This window comes from Paenibacillus sp. FSL P4-0127 (genome assembly GCF_038007325.1).
GTDB lineage: Bacteria > Bacillota > Bacilli > Paenibacillales > Paenibacillaceae > Fontibacillus > Fontibacillus macerans.
On record NZ_JBBOWY010000001.1, the window covers coordinates 1,887,950 to 1,904,909 of the forward strand.

The following is a 16,960-nucleotide window of genomic DNA, read 5'->3' on the forward strand; positions in this document are numbered from 1 at the left end:
CCATAAGATGGTCTATTACGAAAAAACGGTAACCGATTTAGAGTCGATATAAAATTTATAAGTAAATCAACGGAGAACAATAGCAATCTGTAAGAAATCCGGCTGCCGCGTACATGCTAAAATAGGCGTGAGTAAAATCGTTTCTCAGGTTTCACGAGGTTTCGCAGTGAATGGCGGGTGGGAATACTGGGGGTTAAGATATTTAAACATGGAGGTTATGTCATGGGTAATGGCAATCCGGTAACGATCAAAGTGGAAGCAATCGTTCATGCTCCTGTCGAAAGCGTGTGGGAGTATTGGACGGAACCGAAGCATATTACGAAGTGGAATCAGGCTTCCGATGACTGGCATACGCCATACGCGGAAAATGATCTGAGAGCCGGCGGTAAATTCGTTTCGAGAATGGAAGCTAAAGACGGCAGCTTTGGATTTGATTTCGGTGGAGTATATGACGAGGTGAATATGAACGAGAGCATTTCTTATACGCTAGGCGACGGCAGAAAGGTGAAGATCGATTTTATCCGCCAAGGGGACGACACGAAAATCATCGAAGTGTTTGAAGCCGAGGAGACTAACGCTATCGAGATGCAGCAAGCCGGGTGGCAGGCGATTTTGGACAATTTCAAAAAATATGCGGAAGGTGCCAAAGTGGAATAAAAAAAACTTGTCGCAACCTTAAAAGCGCATGCCAATGTTGGTATGCGCTTTACTTTATGACTTGGTCGTCTGTGGACAATCAATCCGGACGCGTCTTTTCTTCTCGAGGGGAAAAGGCACAGCTCTTTCAAGTGAGGCCGTCATTATAACGGTTGCAATTGCCGTTATTTTGGCAAAATGGAGGGGAACTCCAATTTAACGGATGTAGCAGAGCTTATTTAGCCCTTTTTCTGCGAATTCGTAGCCCTTTTTACCATATAAGCTCGCCTGCAACCGTTAGAAATAAAATTCTCGTCTTTTCAGCTAATTAGGCGCGACTACAACCGTTAGCGAGAGTTTCATGCACCATACCGCAGAACTGACCGTAACCCACTCCACCTCACATTGGAAAAATCCAATAGCTTGCCGGAAATCGAACGCTATTTGGGCCTCTTATTGGAGAAATCCAATAGATGTCGCACAAATTCCCCATTTTAGGCCTGCTAAGCCTAATCTATTGGAAATATCCAATCTAGCTGCTTACGTTCTGCTTCATCTCCCATTCTATTGGATTTTTCCAATCAGAGCGATGTAATCATCAGGCTCCGGGAACTTACCGCCGGATTTTTATATAAAGCCCCCGGTCTTTCTTTTGTCCATTATCCCTTTTAAACTGGTAATAGTATGAAGAAAGGAAGGGATGGAAAATTGTCTTACCTCATTGTTCCTTATCAGGAAAAGTATCACGATCAATTAGTAGAGATTTGGTATCAAGCCGTAGTACATACGCACAAATTTTTGGCCGGGCAAGATCTTGAATTTTACCGGCAACTGGTTCAAAACGGGGCCTTAAAGGAAGTTGAGATTTGGGTTGAATTAAAAGAAGGTTCGGAACCTATTGGGTTTATCGGGCTTGATGGAGCGAAAATCGAGATGCTGTTTGTCGATCCGAATTACCATGGAAAGGGAACGGGCAGACGTTTGATCCAATATGCCGAAAAGCTAAAAGGCCCAAATCTGCAGGTCGATGTAAACGAGCAGAACGACGGGGCCTGCACCTTCTATAAACGGCTTGGATTTGTGCGGGTCGGCCGCTCCGAATTGGACGGTTCGGGCCGGCCGTATCCCCTGCTTCACCTGGAAAAAACCCGCTAGGTGTCTTTATTAGGGTCACAATGCTAACGGACCCCAGAGACCCTAATTGATCCAAACCGGGGTTTACCGAATGTTACTGAAAAAGACCTTTTCGGCTCTGGTCCGAAAAGGTCTTGGAGGTTGAGCGGACTCCTGCAATCCGGCTCATCCTGCAATCCGGCTCGGCGAAAATCAGCTCAGCGTGCCCAGCGCCTCGCGGGTGAACGGCTGCAGTTCGTCCAAACGGCCGTCCCTGATCTTGGCCGCCCAGGCCGGATCGGTCAGCAACGCGCGGCCGACGGCGACGAGATCGAACTCTTCGCGTTCCAGGCGTTCGATCAAATTGTCGATGCTGGCGGTTTCGCCGCCTTTGCCGGACTCGAACAGGCTGGTGAACTCGGAGTTCAAGCCGACGGAGCCGACCGTGATCGCCGGCTTGCCGGTGAGCTTGCGCGTCCAGCCCGCAAGATTGAGGTCCGAGCCCGCGAACTCCGGCTCCCAGAAGCGGCGCGTGGAGGCGTGGAAGATGTCGACGCCCGCGGCGGACAGCGGTGCAAGGAAGCGCTCCAGCTCTTCCGGGGCCGCCGCCAGCTTGGCGCTGTAATCGACCGGCTTCCATTGCGAGAAGCGGAAGATGATCGGGAAATCGGGGCCAACTGCGGCCCGCACCGCCTCGATCACTTCTACGGCGAAGCGGGTGCGGCCCACCAGGTCGCCGCCATATTCATCCGTCCGTTTGTTGGTCGCTTCCCAGAAAAACTGATCGATCAGGTAGCCGTGCGCGCCATGGAGCTCCACCGCGTCGAAGCCGATGCGTTTCGCGTCGGCCGCGGCTTGGGCATAGGCCTGAACAAGCTCTTTGATCTCGCTGACCGTCAGCGGCTCCGATACCCGCTCGCCGGTCAGGCTCAGGCCCGACGGGCCGATTGGATCAGCGTCCGAATCGGGAAATTTCTCGCGCTCGCGGGCGGTGCCGGTATGCCAGATTTGCGGAGCGATTTTGCCGCCGGCTTCGTGCACTTCGCGGACGACGCGCGCCCACCCTTCCAGCGCCGCTTCTCCGTAAAAATGCGGCACGTCATGATCAGCCCCTGCCGCCGGATGGTTAATGAGCGTTCCTTCGGTGATGATCAGGCCGACGCCGTTTTCCGCTCTCCGGCGGTAATATCCGGCCACATTGGGTCCGGGAATGCCGTCCGGCGAAAAGGAGCGGGTCATCGGCGCCATGACGATACGATTGTCCAGCTTCAGGCGTCCTCCTTCAAAAGGCTTGAACAGGGCTGCTGCTTTGGATTGGGTCATATTTCTCTCCTCCTATATTTAGGATAAAGTCGTAAAAATCAATATCTATACATCTAAATATATAGATGCATAGATCGAAATGCAACCCTGCGGGGCAACCTGGGGTTACCTCCCGGTTTGCAGTTTGGCGGCGAGCTCTTCCATAAATGCGGCGATCCCCGCTTCATTTAGCCTGTAATACGTGTATTGGCCATAGCGGCGGGACTCCAGAAGGCCGGACTTCTGCATTAAGGCAAGGTACGAGGAGATCACCGACTGCGTCAGTCCGGATTTCTCCTGAATGTTCCCCACGCAAACGCTGCCGGGAAACTCTTGTTTTATGGCGTCCGGCAGTTTACAGTCCAGCTTTTCCGGTTCCCGCAGCCAGCAAAGGATGTTGAGGCGGGTCTCGTTCGACAGAGCCTTCAGCACGGCAATCAGATCTTCATTATTCATGAGGCAGCACCCATTCCTAGTTGTTTGTTACAGTATACCAAAAGTTTCGCCTGTGAAAAACGATTCAATGGTTAGCCGCAAGCCGTTGTCTCATGCGCGGCCGTCCCTTGCCGCCCGATAACCTAACGAGACGAATACGAAAACCAACGCCAGGCAAATTCCCAAGCCGATCGTAAAGACGGTTTGATAAGAACGGAGCGTTTCCCCGGCGGATTCGTTCAGAAAACCTAAGCCTATAGCTGCACCAAGCACGAGTCCGACATTGCGCGTCAAAGCGATTAGTCCTCCGAACGAACCAATGAATCCGGCCGGCACATGGGCAAAGATATAGTTGTTGACCGGGGAGGCGATCATGCCCATGCCAAATCCGAGGAAGGCCAGAATTAACAAGATTGCAGCGATCGGAAGCTGTTCCGGAAATAAGATCAAGCCCAGATAAGCCGCTCCCATGCAAGACAAGCCGCTCCCTATCAGTGGGAGGGAGCCGTAACGGTCGGACAAAGCACCGGCAAGAGGCCCGGACAATGCCATGCAAACCGGATAGGCGATAAGGACGTAACCGGACCAGAGCGGCGAAAGCGCGGCGACCCGCGTCAAATAAAAAGGCATGACGACTAACGCGATATTGGCAACGGCAAACGTACCGCAGCTGATGATGAGTCCGTGAGACAGAGCCGGGCTTCGGAACGACGCCATGGCCAGGAACGGTTTGGGACAACGCCGCTCCCACAGCCCGAAAAACGCAAACGAGCCGGCAGCGGCAAAAAAGGCAAGGAGGCTTTTGACGGACATAAAACCCCAAGCGTGAACGTTTGAGACCCCGGCGACGGCTACCGCCGTTCCTCCAGCAAACAAAACCAAACCCGCGATATCAGGCTTGCCGGATTTTTGCGCCTGTCCACGGGCGGGAATGTAGCGTATGGCTAGCAAGCTAGCCGCCAAAATCAAAGGGACATGGATGAGGAACAGCCATTCCCAAGGCAGCCGCTCCGCTATAAAACCGCCGGCGATCGGTCCCAGCATGGCCCCGGCGGCAACTGCGGCGCTGACGGCGCCAAGGGACCGGCCCCTTCTGTCGGCAGGGGTATGAATCGTAATCAGCGCCATATTGGTAGCCATGAAACATGGACGCACCGACAGCCATCATGATGCGAACGCCGAGCAACAGCCGGATGTCCGGCGAGAAGGGGGCCAGCAGTGAACTGACGGTAAACAGAATATAACCAAGATTATGAATAAAGCGATGGCCGAACCGGTCCCCCAAGCTGCCCATCACAGGGAGCAGGGCGGCGACGGTTAGCAGATAGCCGATCGTAACCCATTGCACGGCGCCAAGGTCCGAGCGAAATGTCTCCGCGAGATAAGGAAGGGAGGTGTTCATGACGCCGGCCGTAAAATGAGAAACGAATGCCCCCGTGCATATGGCGGTCATCATGATAAAGTGGCGGTTGGCGGTCTGAAAATAGGATCTCATCGAGCCATCCCGCCTTTTTCTTCATGACTTTCGATGTCAATGATTCGCTCCTCCAACGTAATAACGTCTTCCAGCTCCATAAATAATTCTGCAGGCTGAAAAAGTTCTTCGCTATGAAATACCCCAAAGGGCTGGCGCTCCCGGGCCAATTTTCCGGCTACATACGCCGCGACCCTTCCCGTAACATAACCTTCTCTAACGCCGCACACCGAACCTTGATAAATCGTCTGACGGCCATCCTTTTCACCCCAAACGTCAACTTTTGCCGCAAAATTCTCCGAGCCCCACCGCCACGATTCCATGAGGTCGACCGCTTTATTTCGGATCGAGGGCCGCTCGAGCCAGCCGAGACCGCCCGCACGTTTTAAACCCGCCGCCGTGCGCGTCACCAGCGGGGAATCGAAGCAAAGACGCGTGGATACGGAGGGGATATCCAACGTACGGGGGATGACATGCTGATCCGAGAAGTTGAACCGGTATGCCGTCCGTTGTCCAAATGGGGCGGGAAAACGCGTTTTTTTACCTTCGGTGAAGCTTGCCACCTGACGTTTCCTGCCGTACTCCAGCACGGAAAAATCGGCCGCCAAATTGTCTATCGTCCATTCAATGGCGGCCCGCCCGTGCGCCTCCCCCAAACCGAGCAAAACATAAATATCCGCCAGCCGGGCCGTATCCAGCCGCTGTTTGCCTTGTTTGGCCAGCATATTGGTCAGGCCGGGGGCGAGTCCGACGCTTAAAACGACGGTGGATCCGGCAGGGCTGAGCTTTTCGATGCCCGCTATGACCGAATAGTCGGCCGTGATATCGACGTAATCGACCTGGTGGTCGATGCAGGCCTGGACAAATCCCGTATCCCGCAGATCAAGGCACATTACCACCAAGGAAACATCTTGAAAAAAGTCCTCCGGTATCCCTTCGTTTATATCCATCTGCAAAGGAAGCACGCGCCCCCCTTGATCATCCGAAAAGCGTTTGGCTTTTTCATATGATCGGCCGGCAGCATATACGTTGCCGGGGAAGAATTTTGCGAGTTCATGGCAGACGACCTGACCAACCTGCCCATAGCCGCCTACAACGACAATACCCTGTTTCATCATTGATCCCCTCATTTTCAAATTGGATTTTAATTTAGTTACTAAACTATTCGTGCAAAAATTACTCCGTCGTCAGATGACGACAGAGCTTTTCCAGGCACTTATCGAAGATCTCGATTTCCCGCTCGTCGAGCTGCGAGCTCAAATCGCGTATAAAGTTCAAATGCATCGCCTCGTGGGCGCGGTAAGCCTCAAGGCCCGCATCCGTCAAGGAAACGAGCGTGCTTCGGGAATCGGCCGGATTCGGCGTCCGCCTTACGAGATTTTTCTCCTCCAGACGGAGGATCATTTGCGTCACGGCCCCCTTGGTGATGGCCAGCCGATGGGCCACCTCGCTCATGAATACGCCTCCTTCCGGGCCGATCGCATCGATGGTATGAATCTCGCCAGGCGTTAAAGGTCCCGCCTTTCCGAAAACAAACGGATGTTTTTCCAGCCGCCCGAGCTGTACAATAAAGCGTCTTAAATTTTTGATCACAGCCGGATTACGGTGAGTTTCTGCTTGATTTTCCATGATTTTAGTTTAGTAATTAAACTAAATGATGTCAAGCACCGGAAATTCTGTTTACTCCAAGAGAAATTTTGTATAAACTATTGATTAATCAATTACAACTAAAAAAGGCGGAGAGAAATATGGCAAAAAACGGCGCAACCTCGGTGAATCGGAAGGAAGAGATTATTTCTGCGGCGATCGAAGTTTTTTCCGAAATCGGTTATTTTCGGGCGACGACCGCGCAGGTTGCGGAACGGGCGCAGATATCCCAGCCTTACGTATTTCGTTTTTTTAAGAGCAAGGAAGCCCTGCTTTTGGCCGCGCTTGAAGTTTCATGGTCCAGGGTCATCCGCTCTTTTCGGCAAGTCGTCGAAACGGCGTCTCCGGAACAGTTGGAAGGCGGGCTGATTGCGGCGTACGAGGATATTTTGGCATCTTATAAAAATGAAATCATGCTGCAGATGCAGGCCCAGACGATCCCGGAGGATTCCATCAAGAACGCGATGCGGCAAGGGTTCGGCGAAGTCCGCCAAATGGTTCTGGAGGCGTTTCGCGGAATCGGCAGCGAAAATCCGGAGGAGCGGACGATGCTGTTTCTGGCAAGGGGAATGTTATGCAATATATCCGTCGCGATCGACATGCCGGAATTAAAGGAATTTTGACGTCCCCGGCCGAATCCCCGATCTTGGTATCTAGTGGGGGGCTTTGCTGTACGTTCATGAGCGGATGGATTTTCCGGTCACCGGTCCGTTGCTCCGGAACCTTTCGGAATCCTTATCTTCCATTGACGTCCTAGGCGCTGTCGCAGGTCAAATCCGATGATGCATGGATCCGTTCCGTTATGAATTGAAACATTTTAGCGGCTGCCGGGGAGAGATTGTCCCTGGAAATCGCGGCAAGCCCGATCGTCCGGTAATGTTCGCCTTCCAACGGCCGCAGGCACAGGTTGTAAGGCATCTGGGCGAGGACCATTTCCGGGAGAATGCTGATCCCCAGACCCTGCTCGACCATGGACATAATGACATGATCATTTTCCAGCTCATATTTGATATTTAGCGGCCCCTTATACTTCATGAAAATCCGCCGGACATCCGTGTCGCAGCCGGAGATCGGTATAATAAAAGGCTCGTTGATGATTTGGTCCAAGCAAATGCTGGACTGGCCGGCCAGAGCATGACCGGGAGGGAGAACGCAGAGCATCCGGTCTTTTTTTAGCTCGGTTACATCAAGCGGCTGCAGTGTGGGCAAACTGACAAAACCTAGATCGACTTGGCCGGTGGCAAGCCACTGCTCGATTTCTTGATAATGGCCATCGTACAGCTTCACTTCAATATGGGGGAACTTCGAGTTAAAAGCCTTCACCATTCCCGGCAGCCACTGGATCGATACGCTTGAGAAGACGCCGAGCTTAACGGTGCCCGCCACCAATCCCTTGATCAGGGCGATCTCTTGATACAACCTTTCCTTCAGTTGCAAAATGCCTTGAAAATAGGGAATCAACCGTTCTCCGCTGCTTGTCAGGCGGACCCCCGAACGGTTTCGGATGAGCAAGGTGAGCCCCAGTTCCTGCTCCAGACTGGAAATCGCGTGACTGACCGCAGATTGGGTCAAATTCAGCTGCTCCCCTACCTTTGTCAAACTTCCCGTTTCAACCGCCTTGAGCAAAATCTCGTATTTTTGCAGACTCATGGCCTCTCCTTTAATATGAAAAAAATAAATGCAAATCATCATAAACATTCATTTTATTTATCTATGTTCGCTGTATATAATCATAGCAGCAAAAAATATTTTTGATAAGTGCGGTAGGGCATACTATGGGAAAAACAAGGGGAAGCGGACTACACCGCATTATGGGCCGCTTTTTTGGAACGGGAATTTCGTTTGAAGGTATTCGACTCCTTGGTGCTAAGGAACTATGGCGGTCCTGGTGCGGTTGAAAATACCAGGACTTTTTTGCTGATTTAACAAGAATTTTATTAATATTTCTGAAAGTAATCCGATATATTCTAAAGCAGGAGGGCAAAAGCTAACAATCAATTTAAGAAGAGGTGGAGTTTTACATGCAATGGTATTTGAAGGTATTGAAAAACTACGTCGGATTTCAAGGGAGAGCAAGGCGCAAGGAATTTTGGATGTTTGCCCTGTTCAACGTGATCGTATCGTTCATCCTTGGGTTTGTGGGAGGACTCATTGATGTAAGTGTAGGTACGATTTTAGGGTACATTTACGCTCTGGCGATTTTGCTGCCGTCCCTGGCGGTTGGGGTTCGCAGACTGCATGATATCGGAAAAAGCGGATGGATGATTTTGCTCGGGCTGATTCCGATCGTCGGCGGCATCATTTTACTCGTATTTTATTGCCTTGACAGCGAGCCGGGCGATAACAAATACGGGCCGAATCCTAAAGCTTACGATCCCGTACATAATACATTCGCACAATAATTAACGAATGTTTTTGCCCACGCTAAATGAAGGAATCACAGGCATGCTTGCCTGTGATTTTTTCGTCTCAACGACATTGTGGAATTTATAACTCAACTTTCGCAGAGCAAAAATCAGCTTGAGTCCTTGAGCCGGAGGTGTTCAAAGAATTAAGATAGGCGGACAGAAGAGGTGTCTGGCTCAACCTTATAATCTTTGCTTGCCAGTCAAATCAAAAAACGATTGTGGCAAGAAATACGGGAAGGGCGTTGAAAGCTTAAAGCTCGGGAAGTGGGGGGGCGGCAGATCTATACCCGCTGCCCGGACGCTTTGCACGATTGTCCCGTTTAATCAGGAAGCAGAGAAACAGACAAGCTCGAGAGAAAAAAATATTTGTGGAGGAGCATATTTATGGAGAAGCAGACAGGTACGAGATAATGTAGACGGGCTTAGGAGAAAAAATCAGGTTTAAGGGAGGTGAAACAGATTGGACCAGAGATCAAGTCAGGAGATCAAGGACCCATTAAGTTGATCTGCATCAAACTCCCCCCATCGTTTCCAGCGTCTCGATCATGCCGCAGCCCCAAGGGGCTGGTTCGGTTGGCGTGCGATCAGCCGGCGGTAAGGGATCGCCGGAATCGCCACACACATTTGCAGCAACTTCTGCCGCATCGTTTCTTCCGCTTCGGGCAGGCGCAGCCGGCGGCGTACGGTGTATTCGTTTAGGTACGCCTGCAGATGCTTCAGTCCCAAGGCTCCATACGTACTCTTCAGCGATTCCCACGCCTCTCTCACCACTCTCCGCAAGGGCGCATACAGCCGAAAGGCCTGAGGGAACAACTGTACCGCCGATGTACGGACATCCACATGCCCGCCAATAAACGCGGTTAGATCGTGACGGTTTGCCCTCTTTTCGCCTCCCCGCTTATGCGGCACCAGGCGGATTTTGACGTGCTCCGGCTCGCCCGACTCCGTGACCGTGCAGCCGGCTACGACCGCCGAGGCGTACGGATGCGAAAGCTGACACCGGGACGGATTACGCCCATACTGATCGCTGTTCACCTTCACGTCTCCGGAGAGCAGTTCCCGGGCATCGAACTCCCCCACGGCATGGCGTATTTTGTGCAGCATCGACCAGGCGGTCTTGTAGGTGACCCGGATCACCTGGCGCAGCCGCAGCGCCGAGATGCCGCCCTCCAGCAGGAATAAATCCAGGGCCTCGAACCACTTGAGCAAGGGCAGATGCGTTCCTTCAAAAATCGTGCCGACCAAAGGCGATGTTTGATGCTTGCATTTTCCGCACTCGAACAAGGGGATATGCCGGGAGGTCAGATAGCTGCACCGGGTGTGAGCGCAGCGCGGGCAGACGAAGCCGCTTGGCCACTTCATCGCGATCAGCGCCTCCATGCAGTCCTGCTCGCTGTTAAAACGGCTGCTGAATGGCTGAAATTCCGTTCCCGCATTAGCTTCCATATCCGCTTACCTCCCAAATCAAGAATACACGAACATAAATTCCATTTATTTCATTATAACAAACATACGTTCTCTAATCAAGCCGAAAATCTCACCTGAACCGCCTCATTTTTTCCTCATCTTTTTTGATTTTTCTTCTCTCTTTTTTTGGACCCCTTGCTCCCTGCTCCATGAACAAAAGGGATAATCGTGCAAAGGCAGGCAGCAGGCAGGGACACCAAGACATGAGCGCTTTAGACAGTCCCTTTAGACACCCTCCTCACCTGGCGTCGATTTGTGACAATGCTCGAAACGGCCACGGTGCAAAAGATTGATACGCTGACCCCGCCGGATCGTGACGCCTCTGCATCGTTGACGCTTCCTCAACGAAGTAGCCCAAAAACGAACCTATTCCTTGGTTAGTGACCGACCTTATTTTAAAGTTTGACACTAGTGTCAAAGCCAACCCCGTTCTTTTGAGCGGCCCGCAGGCCCCCGGAGGAAAGTAAATTCGGGTTTATAAAACGCACGCAATACGTTATCATGGACTAGGATTATGACATACTTGCGGATAGGAGCCAGTAAATTATATGATCGGAACACTCGTAAACGTTGGGGCGATAATCGCCGGAAGCCTCATCGGCAGCATTTTCAAAAAAGGCTTAAGCGAAAAATACCAGGCCGCGCTGTTTACGGCCATCGGTTTTGCCGCGACCGTGCTTGGCATCAACGCCGTAGTTACCAACATGAAAAACAGCGCGTTCCCGGTATTGTTTATCATCAGCTTGGCCGTTGGCAGCCTGATCGGCACCGCGCTTGATATCGACGGCAGGTTTCAAAAGCTGGTTGGCCGCTTTTCGACCTCGAATTTGGGACAAGGATTGTCCACGGGGATTTTACTGTTCTGCATCGGAACGTTGTCGATTCTGGGGCCGATCGAAAGCGCCATCCGCGGCGACCACACTTATTTGTTCATGAACGCCACCCTCGACCTGGTCACCTCGATGGTATTGGCCTCTTCCTATGGCATCGGGATTATTTTGACGGCGGCGGTGTTGTTTGTCTGGCAGGGCGCCATCTACATGAGCGCCGATTATTTGGCCCCCTTCCTGACGGCCGATCTGCTGACGGAAGTTTCGATCGTAGGCGGCGTCCTGATCGCCAGCTCGGGGTTGTCCATTCTCAAAATCAAGGAAAGCAAAACGCTGAATATGCTGCCCTCGCTGCTCGTGCCGGTTGTCTGGTTTTTGATCAAAAGCTGGATCGGTTAAAACCCACACAAAAAGGCCCTCCGCAGTTTCCGGCAGGAAACCGCAGAAGGCCGCTTTATCCTCTTATTTTACTCCAGGCTGGCCAGCTTCTCCAAAAAGTCGGCCACGATTTCCAGCGACGCTGGATCGAAACTTGCCAACAATTCCATCTCCTTTTGATCTTGCTCCCGGTGAAAGAGCCGGTGCAGCTCGGCCAATTCGGCGCCAAGCGGAGTCACGGAGAAATAAATTTCTTTCAGGTTGGTCGGCAGCTGGGTTTTCCGAATCAGGTCCTGCTCTAGCAATTTGCGGGTGATTTTGGAGACGGCGCCTTTCGTTACGCCCATCTCGCGCGCGATATCAACCCCTTTGATGTTGTCATGGGCACTGATAACGTCCAAAATGTGCAGGCTTGAGACGGAAAGGCGGGGCAGCAGTCTTTTCAGCCGGTCGTCGGCGATGCGCTCCGCGAGCCAAAGCCGATCATTGTCCTCGTCCGTTTTGCTGATGAGGATCCGGTACATTGATTTTTCGATGCGGTTTTTGAGCCGAAGCAAATCATCATTCATCTCTGGCATAAAGCGAGCCTACCTTTTTTCTCCCCATTATAACATAGTTTCCGTTGAAACCATTTGACAGCACCTGGTTTTCTTGCTAATATGGTTTCCGTGGAAACTATATATTGAAGAGGAGAGAATTTTTATGAACGAGGTCATTCAAGTGATCCGCCGGCACCGCTCCATCCGCAAGTTTAAAAATATCCCGTTGACCGGCGAACAAGTCGAAACCATTGTCGACGCGGCGCAAATGGCGCCCACTTCGGCGCATATGCAGCCGTTTTCGATCATCGGCGTCACGGATTCAGAGCTGCGGAAGAAGATCGCGGTGCGTTCGAAAAATCCGGCGATTGAGGAATGCGGGTACTTTTTTGTTTTTTGCGCCGATCTTCACCGCATCGTGCTGGCCGCCGGCCCGGACCAACAGGAAAAAGCGGCCCGCAACCTGAGCTTCTCGTATTTTTACCAAACCGCCGTGCTGAGTGCCGCGCTTGCCCTGCAAAACGCCAATTTGGCGGCCGAATCGATGGGGCTCGGAGCCGTGATCATCGGCGGGATTAACGAGGCTCTGCCCGAACTGGACGAATGGCTTGGGCTGCCGGACTTCGTCATTCCTTTGGTCGGTTTTGCGGTAGGCGTTCCCGACGAATCCCCCGACCGAAAGCCGCGGTTGCCGCGGTCCGCCGTGTTTTTTGAAAACCGGTATGATCGCGATCTTAAAGCACGGGTCGAAAGGTATGACCGGGAAATGGAGGAGTATTACGGCGGGCGAACGAACAACAAGCAGAAGGCGAACTGGTCCGGGAAATTCATCGCCATGCTGAATCAGGATATCCCGCTGGGCGGGTATACGGAATACGTGAGGAGCAAGGGATTCGATCTGCAATAATCCGAAATCGGTTTTAATGATATTCCCGCAGTAACCGGCGCCTGAAAAAAGAAAATCACAGGCGGATTGTGCCCGTGATTTTCTTTTGCCCGTTTGGCGGCGGCTGTCCTTTCGGCGTCGCGGTAACGCAAGAGGTTGCAGGGACCGCCTAATAAAAATAGCGGAGATTTATGGCCTTATTTTCCGGAATTGAACATGTTCATCCCCATTAGTGGAATTATATGTCCTTATTTTCCAAGGAGCGGGGCAAAAGTCGGCCATCGCCCTGTGATTCAAGAATTTAGCGACATAAATTTCCTTTATTTCTCTCCAAATGGGTGATCCTGTCAAATTAGCGACATTTTTTGTCCTTATGCTTCCACCTTGAGCTTATCAACAGGCTAATGTTTGCCGTTTTTTAAGAGCTAGAAACTCTCTAAGCGCGCATGCTCCGGTAATCTTCCTCCTTTTCCTTGATACTGGCCAGCACGTCTTGCCGCACCTGGCGATCCGTCAACGTTTGCAGCAGCTTGCTTTGGATGTCGGCGGCGGCCTCGGGATTGCCGGCCCGGGTGGCAACCGATTCGGAGAGGCGGTCCATATAATGCCGGTAATCGATATGCCCGAGCGTGGCCGCGGCTAGATGGCCGTTCTCCAGCAGGCTGGGGGCCAGCGTTTTGCGGGCTTCTTCGACCGCGGGAGGGATGATGTGAATCCGCCCGTCCTGGCCCAGCAGCTTGTAAGGCTTGGTCATCGGCATGGCCAGCGCGACTTGCGCATGTACGGCCGCTTTGCGATGGGGCAGCCGTTCCGCGATCGCCTCCAGCACGCCGTTAGTGCTCTCCGCATATTTTGTCCCGTCAAAATAAAGGGTTTTGGCCGTCGCTTCCGTGAAGAAATCCTGCGCCAAAAATTCCTCCATCCGGTCCATGGGCGGCTCTACGCGAATCGTTAGCGGATTGGACACGACATCCTCATGTTTGAAATGCAGCGCCACCTGCACCGTATAATCCCCCGGTTCGGCCACCTCCCAGCCGTTTTTTCCCACAGCGATAAATAACGAGTTGTACACCGCTTGTCCCGCGGCCAGCACTTCATGCTCCCGCTTCCGAAAATAATGGACGAAAGGCGATACTTTGCGCGCGGTTTTCCCTAGTTTTTTCACGATAATGGTCATGTGGTCCGGGTCGCTTAATATCCGCCGGTCGATGATTTGCGGTTCGGAAGTCCAATTGGTCAATTTAAGTTCAAGCACAACGGGCTCCATGAATTCAAAGCGCAAGGTTTCGCGATTGGCCCGGAGCAGCAGCTCGAAGGACGGTTTGGCCAGCAGGCGGTGCTGCTCGAAGCCGTGGTGGTCGAACCATTCGGCGTTGCCCATTTGCACGAAACGCTCCGGGGCGTGGCGCATGAACAGCAGCTCGTTATCGGAGAAACGGTATTCGAAGTTGGCGAAAAAGGCGGTTTCCCCGCCCCGAACGCTGTAAGGGTAGTTCATGAAGCTGCGCGCTTCCGCTTCGTTCCGTAAAGGAATCCACGGCTCGCCAAGCGCTTTTTGCCAGGAGTGGGCAAGATTGAACCCGTGTCCCATCTCATGGCAGGCGGTCCAAAATTTCATGCGTTCCGTCCACGCCTCCGGCCGGCTTTCACCTTCCGGGGGAACGCTGATGAACGAGCGATTGAAAATCGCCGTTCCCTGGCGGTGCTGCGGGCCGATACTGTCGAACATAATTCCGCCCACGGAAGCCCCTTCCTCATACAGGGAAGAGAAGAATACCCATAAGGCCCATTTCGGCTCATTGGCAAACTGCGACCAATGCCTTTGCATGGCGTCATGCATCTCCGCGTCGCTCCAGCGCACATCCAGCCCGGCTTCGGAGATCGGAATCGAGCTTGCGCCTGCGGATAGGCTTACGTCGAAGCCGGCGCGGCGGAACACATTTTCAATCGAGAGTTGTTCACTCGGCAGGGTGGCGGGATGGTTGGGATGCGCGTGCGTGTCGATCGCGAGAACGGGAGTTACCCCGTCTTCACTGTCAAATTCGAACTGAACGGGATGGAAATAAGGAGAAGTCCAGCGGTAATAAGAAGTATGCGTAAAAGAACTGCCGTCGGAGAAAATCACTTTTAGAAGGTTGGAGGGCGCTTCCTCCAGGGCGATGTTGACGAACGTATACGGGAACTGCGAAGTATTCCCATCCTTGTAAATGATGTGCCCTTCCCAGGCTGACGAGCCAAGCGCGGCCAACTTGGCGGTCCAATGAATGTACAATTCAGGCTGTTTCCAGGCACCGCTGGCCGCCATTAGCGGATAAGGGCCGTCCACATCGAGCCGCAGCGTTTCCTGAACGGCCTCGGCGGCCGCCGGGGTCCGGTTCAGCAGCTGGTCCTTGAACAAGTCCTCCGCGTGGTCCAATTCCCATAATCCGCTGATACGATGAGCCTCTTCAGAGCAGGATACGAATGCCATGATGATCACACCTTTCTATTAAAATATGGAATTTTATAAATATTTAACCATAAAAATCGACGATTGAAACCTTAAAATTTCTAAAAATGGTAAAAAAGATGCTTTTGTCCACAAAAAAAGAACGCTCCCGGCGTTCTTTTTTTCGATATTCAATCTGCTCCCTGCATCCATCTCCTCCTACCGCTTGCACGCCCCCGTCGATTCGCGTTCGATCAAATGGGTGGGGAGCAGGATTTCCTGGTACGCTTCTTCCGGATGATCGATCCGCCAGAGCAGCTGGGAGAAGGCTTTGTGGGCGAACAGGGGCAGATCGATGTCCATCGTTGTGATTTTCGGCAGCGACATTTGCGAGAAGTGGGTGTTGTCGAACCCGCAGATGGAAATGTCATCGGGAATTTGATGCCCGGCGTTCCGTAGCGAAGAGCATACGTAAAAACCGAAGCCGTCGTTTAAACAGAACCAGGCGCTCGGCTGGCTGGTCATGCCGCGCAGCGCATCGTCGATCGTCGTTTCATCCTCGGCGACGTGAACGAGCATGCGGTCCTCGCGGGGTTCAATGCCATGCTCCCGCAAAGCGAGCAGGTAACCCTCCCAACGCTCCTGGTAGCTGGGGGAAACATCGACGTTGCCGATCACGGCGATGTCCCGGTGGTGCAGGTCCAGCAGATGCTTAACGGCCGTGTACGCGCCGAAGCGGTTGTTCGTAAGCACGGCGTCGGCGTGCAGCAGCGGATGGTGATGGTCGATCAGCACCGCCGGAATCTCCTGGGCGATCACCTTCTCGATATAGGGCGTGCTGATATGGGAAAGAATGAGGATTCCGTCAACTCCGTCGTCGCCGATGAAGGAGGGAAGGATTAGACTGTCCCTCATGTCGGGCGTGATCGATTGGATCAGCAGCTTGATCCCGTGGCGCGTCGCTTCCCGCTCGATCGACAAATAGATTTCGCCAAAAAAGTTCTTCATCGAAAAAGCAAATTCGGAGGCAATGAGTCCAATCGTCTTCACCTGCTTGTCGCCGCCCGATTGCTTTTTGGCGTATTTGTAGCCCATTTCCTCGGCCGTTTCGATAATTTTCCGCCTCGTCTCCTCGCTGACTCCATCTTTGCCCGACAGAGCCTGGGAAACCGAGTTTTTGGAAATATTCAAACGGTCGGCGATATCCTGCATAACGACTTTTTTACTCATTTTATGAAATCCTCTCTCTATTATCTTTTGGAAAACGCAGTTTTGTAACGTTACAAATTGAATATAACATACGCTTGTGCAAAAAGTAAACAATGATAGCTTTATATTAAGGTTATCATGATGTCGAAAGTTTGCGAAAAATATCTTGACAGCGCTGTCACTAGATTGGATAATTAACTTGTAATTT

16 protein-coding genes and 1 pseudogene are annotated in these 16,960 nt (G+C 52.3%); 6 read left to right on the forward strand and 11 right to left on the reverse strand.

Annotation, left to right across the window (positions count from 1 at the left end; translation table 11 throughout):
• Window positions 1–222: 222 nt before the first annotated feature.
• Both NYE74_RS08340 and NYE74_RS08345 read left to right on the forward strand, forming a co-directional pair.
• The gene (locus NYE74_RS08340; protein WP_036619609.1) at window positions 223–657 is read left to right on the forward strand and encodes an SRPBCC family protein; all 435 of its coding nucleotides are present in this window, start codon (window positions 223–225) and stop codon (window positions 655–657) included.
• 687 nt (window positions 658–1,344) lie between these two features.
• On the forward strand, window positions 1,345–1,791 hold the full coding sequence (locus tag NYE74_RS08345) for an acetyltransferase (RefSeq protein ID WP_124333681.1): 447 nt from the start codon (window positions 1,345–1,347) through the stop codon (window positions 1,789–1,791).
• Between the two features lie 171 nt (window positions 1,792–1,962).
• Here the strand turns inward: NYE74_RS08345 and NYE74_RS08350 are convergent, their stop codons facing one another.
• The 6 genes and pseudogenes from NYE74_RS08350 to NYE74_RS08375 form a co-directional block, all read right to left on the reverse strand.
• Window positions 1,963–3,072, reverse strand: coding sequence for an NADH:flavin oxidoreductase (locus NYE74_RS08350; RefSeq protein WP_124333682.1), 1,110 nt, complete (start codon window positions 3,070–3,072; stop codon window positions 1,963–1,965).
• A gap of 105 nt (window positions 3,073–3,177) precedes the next feature.
• Window positions 3,178–3,507 carry an ArsR/SmtB family transcription factor gene (locus NYE74_RS08355; protein ID WP_036619616.1) on the reverse strand — a complete coding sequence of 110 codons (330 nt, stop codon included), beginning with the start codon at window positions 3,505–3,507 and terminating at the stop codon, window positions 3,178–3,180.
• 90 nt (window positions 3,508–3,597) lie between these two features.
• Entirely contained in the window at window positions 3,598–4,626 is a 1,029-nt protein-coding gene (locus NYE74_RS08360) for an MFS transporter (protein WP_326047204.1), read from the reverse strand.
• Between the two features lie 61 nt (window positions 4,627–4,687).
• A pseudogene (locus tag NYE74_RS08365) lies at window positions 4,688–4,981 on the reverse strand (MFS transporter); the annotation flags it as partial.
• Window positions 4,978–6,075, reverse strand: a complete 1,098-nt coding sequence (locus tag NYE74_RS08370) for a saccharopine dehydrogenase family protein (RefSeq protein WP_326047206.1) — start codon at window positions 6,073–6,075, stop codon at window positions 4,978–4,980. The pseudogene NYE74_RS08365 and the gene NYE74_RS08370, both read right to left, overlap by 4 nt.
• Window positions 6,076–6,136: 61 nt before the next feature.
• The gene (locus NYE74_RS08375; protein WP_082207660.1) at window positions 6,137–6,589 is read right to left on the reverse strand and encodes a MarR family winged helix-turn-helix transcriptional regulator; all 453 of its coding nucleotides are present in this window, start codon (window positions 6,587–6,589) and stop codon (window positions 6,137–6,139) included.
• 119 nt (window positions 6,590–6,708) lie between these two features.
• Between NYE74_RS08375 and NYE74_RS08380 the strand changes: the two genes are divergently transcribed.
• Window positions 6,709–7,230: a TetR/AcrR family transcriptional regulator gene (locus NYE74_RS08380; protein ID WP_036619620.1), complete on the forward strand. Its 522-nt coding sequence runs from the start codon at window positions 6,709–6,711 to the stop codon at window positions 7,228–7,230.
• Window positions 7,231–7,360: 130 nt separating this feature from the next.
• Here the strand turns inward: NYE74_RS08380 and NYE74_RS08385 are convergent, their stop codons facing one another.
• Window positions 7,361–8,257 carry a LysR family transcriptional regulator gene (locus NYE74_RS08385; protein WP_036627501.1) on the reverse strand — a complete coding sequence of 299 codons (897 nt, stop codon included), beginning with the start codon at window positions 8,255–8,257 and terminating at the stop codon, window positions 7,361–7,363.
• A gap of 371 nt (window positions 8,258–8,628) precedes the next feature.
• Between NYE74_RS08385 and NYE74_RS08390 the strand changes: the two genes are divergently transcribed.
• Entirely contained in the window at window positions 8,629–9,009 is a 381-nt protein-coding gene (locus NYE74_RS08390; RefSeq protein WP_036619622.1) for a DUF805 domain-containing protein, read from the forward strand.
• 549 nt (window positions 9,010–9,558) lie between these two features.
• On the opposite strand, the gene NYE74_RS08395 is transcribed toward NYE74_RS08390, so the two are convergent.
• On the reverse strand, window positions 9,559–10,461 hold the full coding sequence (locus tag NYE74_RS08395) for a transposase (RefSeq protein WP_124333685.1): 903 nt from the start codon (window positions 10,459–10,461) through the stop codon (window positions 9,559–9,561).
• A 569-nt stretch (window positions 10,462–11,030) separates the two neighbouring features.
• Between NYE74_RS08395 and NYE74_RS08400 the strand changes: the two genes are divergently transcribed.
• A complete protein-coding gene (locus NYE74_RS08400; protein ID WP_036619624.1) occupies window positions 11,031–11,711 on the forward strand; it encodes a DUF554 domain-containing protein in 681 nt (226 codons plus the stop codon).
• A 68-nt stretch (window positions 11,712–11,779) separates the two neighbouring features.
• On the opposite strand, the gene NYE74_RS08405 is transcribed toward NYE74_RS08400, so the two are convergent.
• Window positions 11,780–12,268: a MarR family transcriptional regulator gene (locus tag NYE74_RS08405; protein ID WP_155620841.1), complete on the reverse strand. Its 489-nt coding sequence runs from the start codon at window positions 12,266–12,268 to the stop codon at window positions 11,780–11,782.
• Between the two features lie 124 nt (window positions 12,269–12,392).
• On the opposite strand from NYE74_RS08405, the gene NYE74_RS08410 reads away from it, so the two are divergent.
• Entirely contained in the window at window positions 12,393–13,136 is a 744-nt protein-coding gene (locus tag NYE74_RS08410) for an NADPH-dependent oxidoreductase (protein ID WP_036619630.1), read from the forward strand.
• Between the two features lie 415 nt (window positions 13,137–13,551).
• Here NYE74_RS08410 and NYE74_RS08415 read toward each other — a convergent pair whose 3' ends face one another.
• A complete protein-coding gene (locus NYE74_RS08415; RefSeq protein WP_196427552.1) occupies window positions 13,552–15,585 on the reverse strand; it encodes a hypothetical protein in 2,034 nt (677 codons plus the stop codon).
• Window positions 15,586–15,762: 177 nt separating this feature from the next.
• Window positions 15,763–16,773 (reverse strand): LacI family DNA-binding transcriptional regulator, encoded by a 1,011-nt coding sequence (locus NYE74_RS08420; protein ID WP_155620842.1) that lies wholly within the window; start codon window positions 16,771–16,773, stop codon window positions 15,763–15,765.
• Window positions 16,774–16,960: the final 187 nt, after the last annotated feature.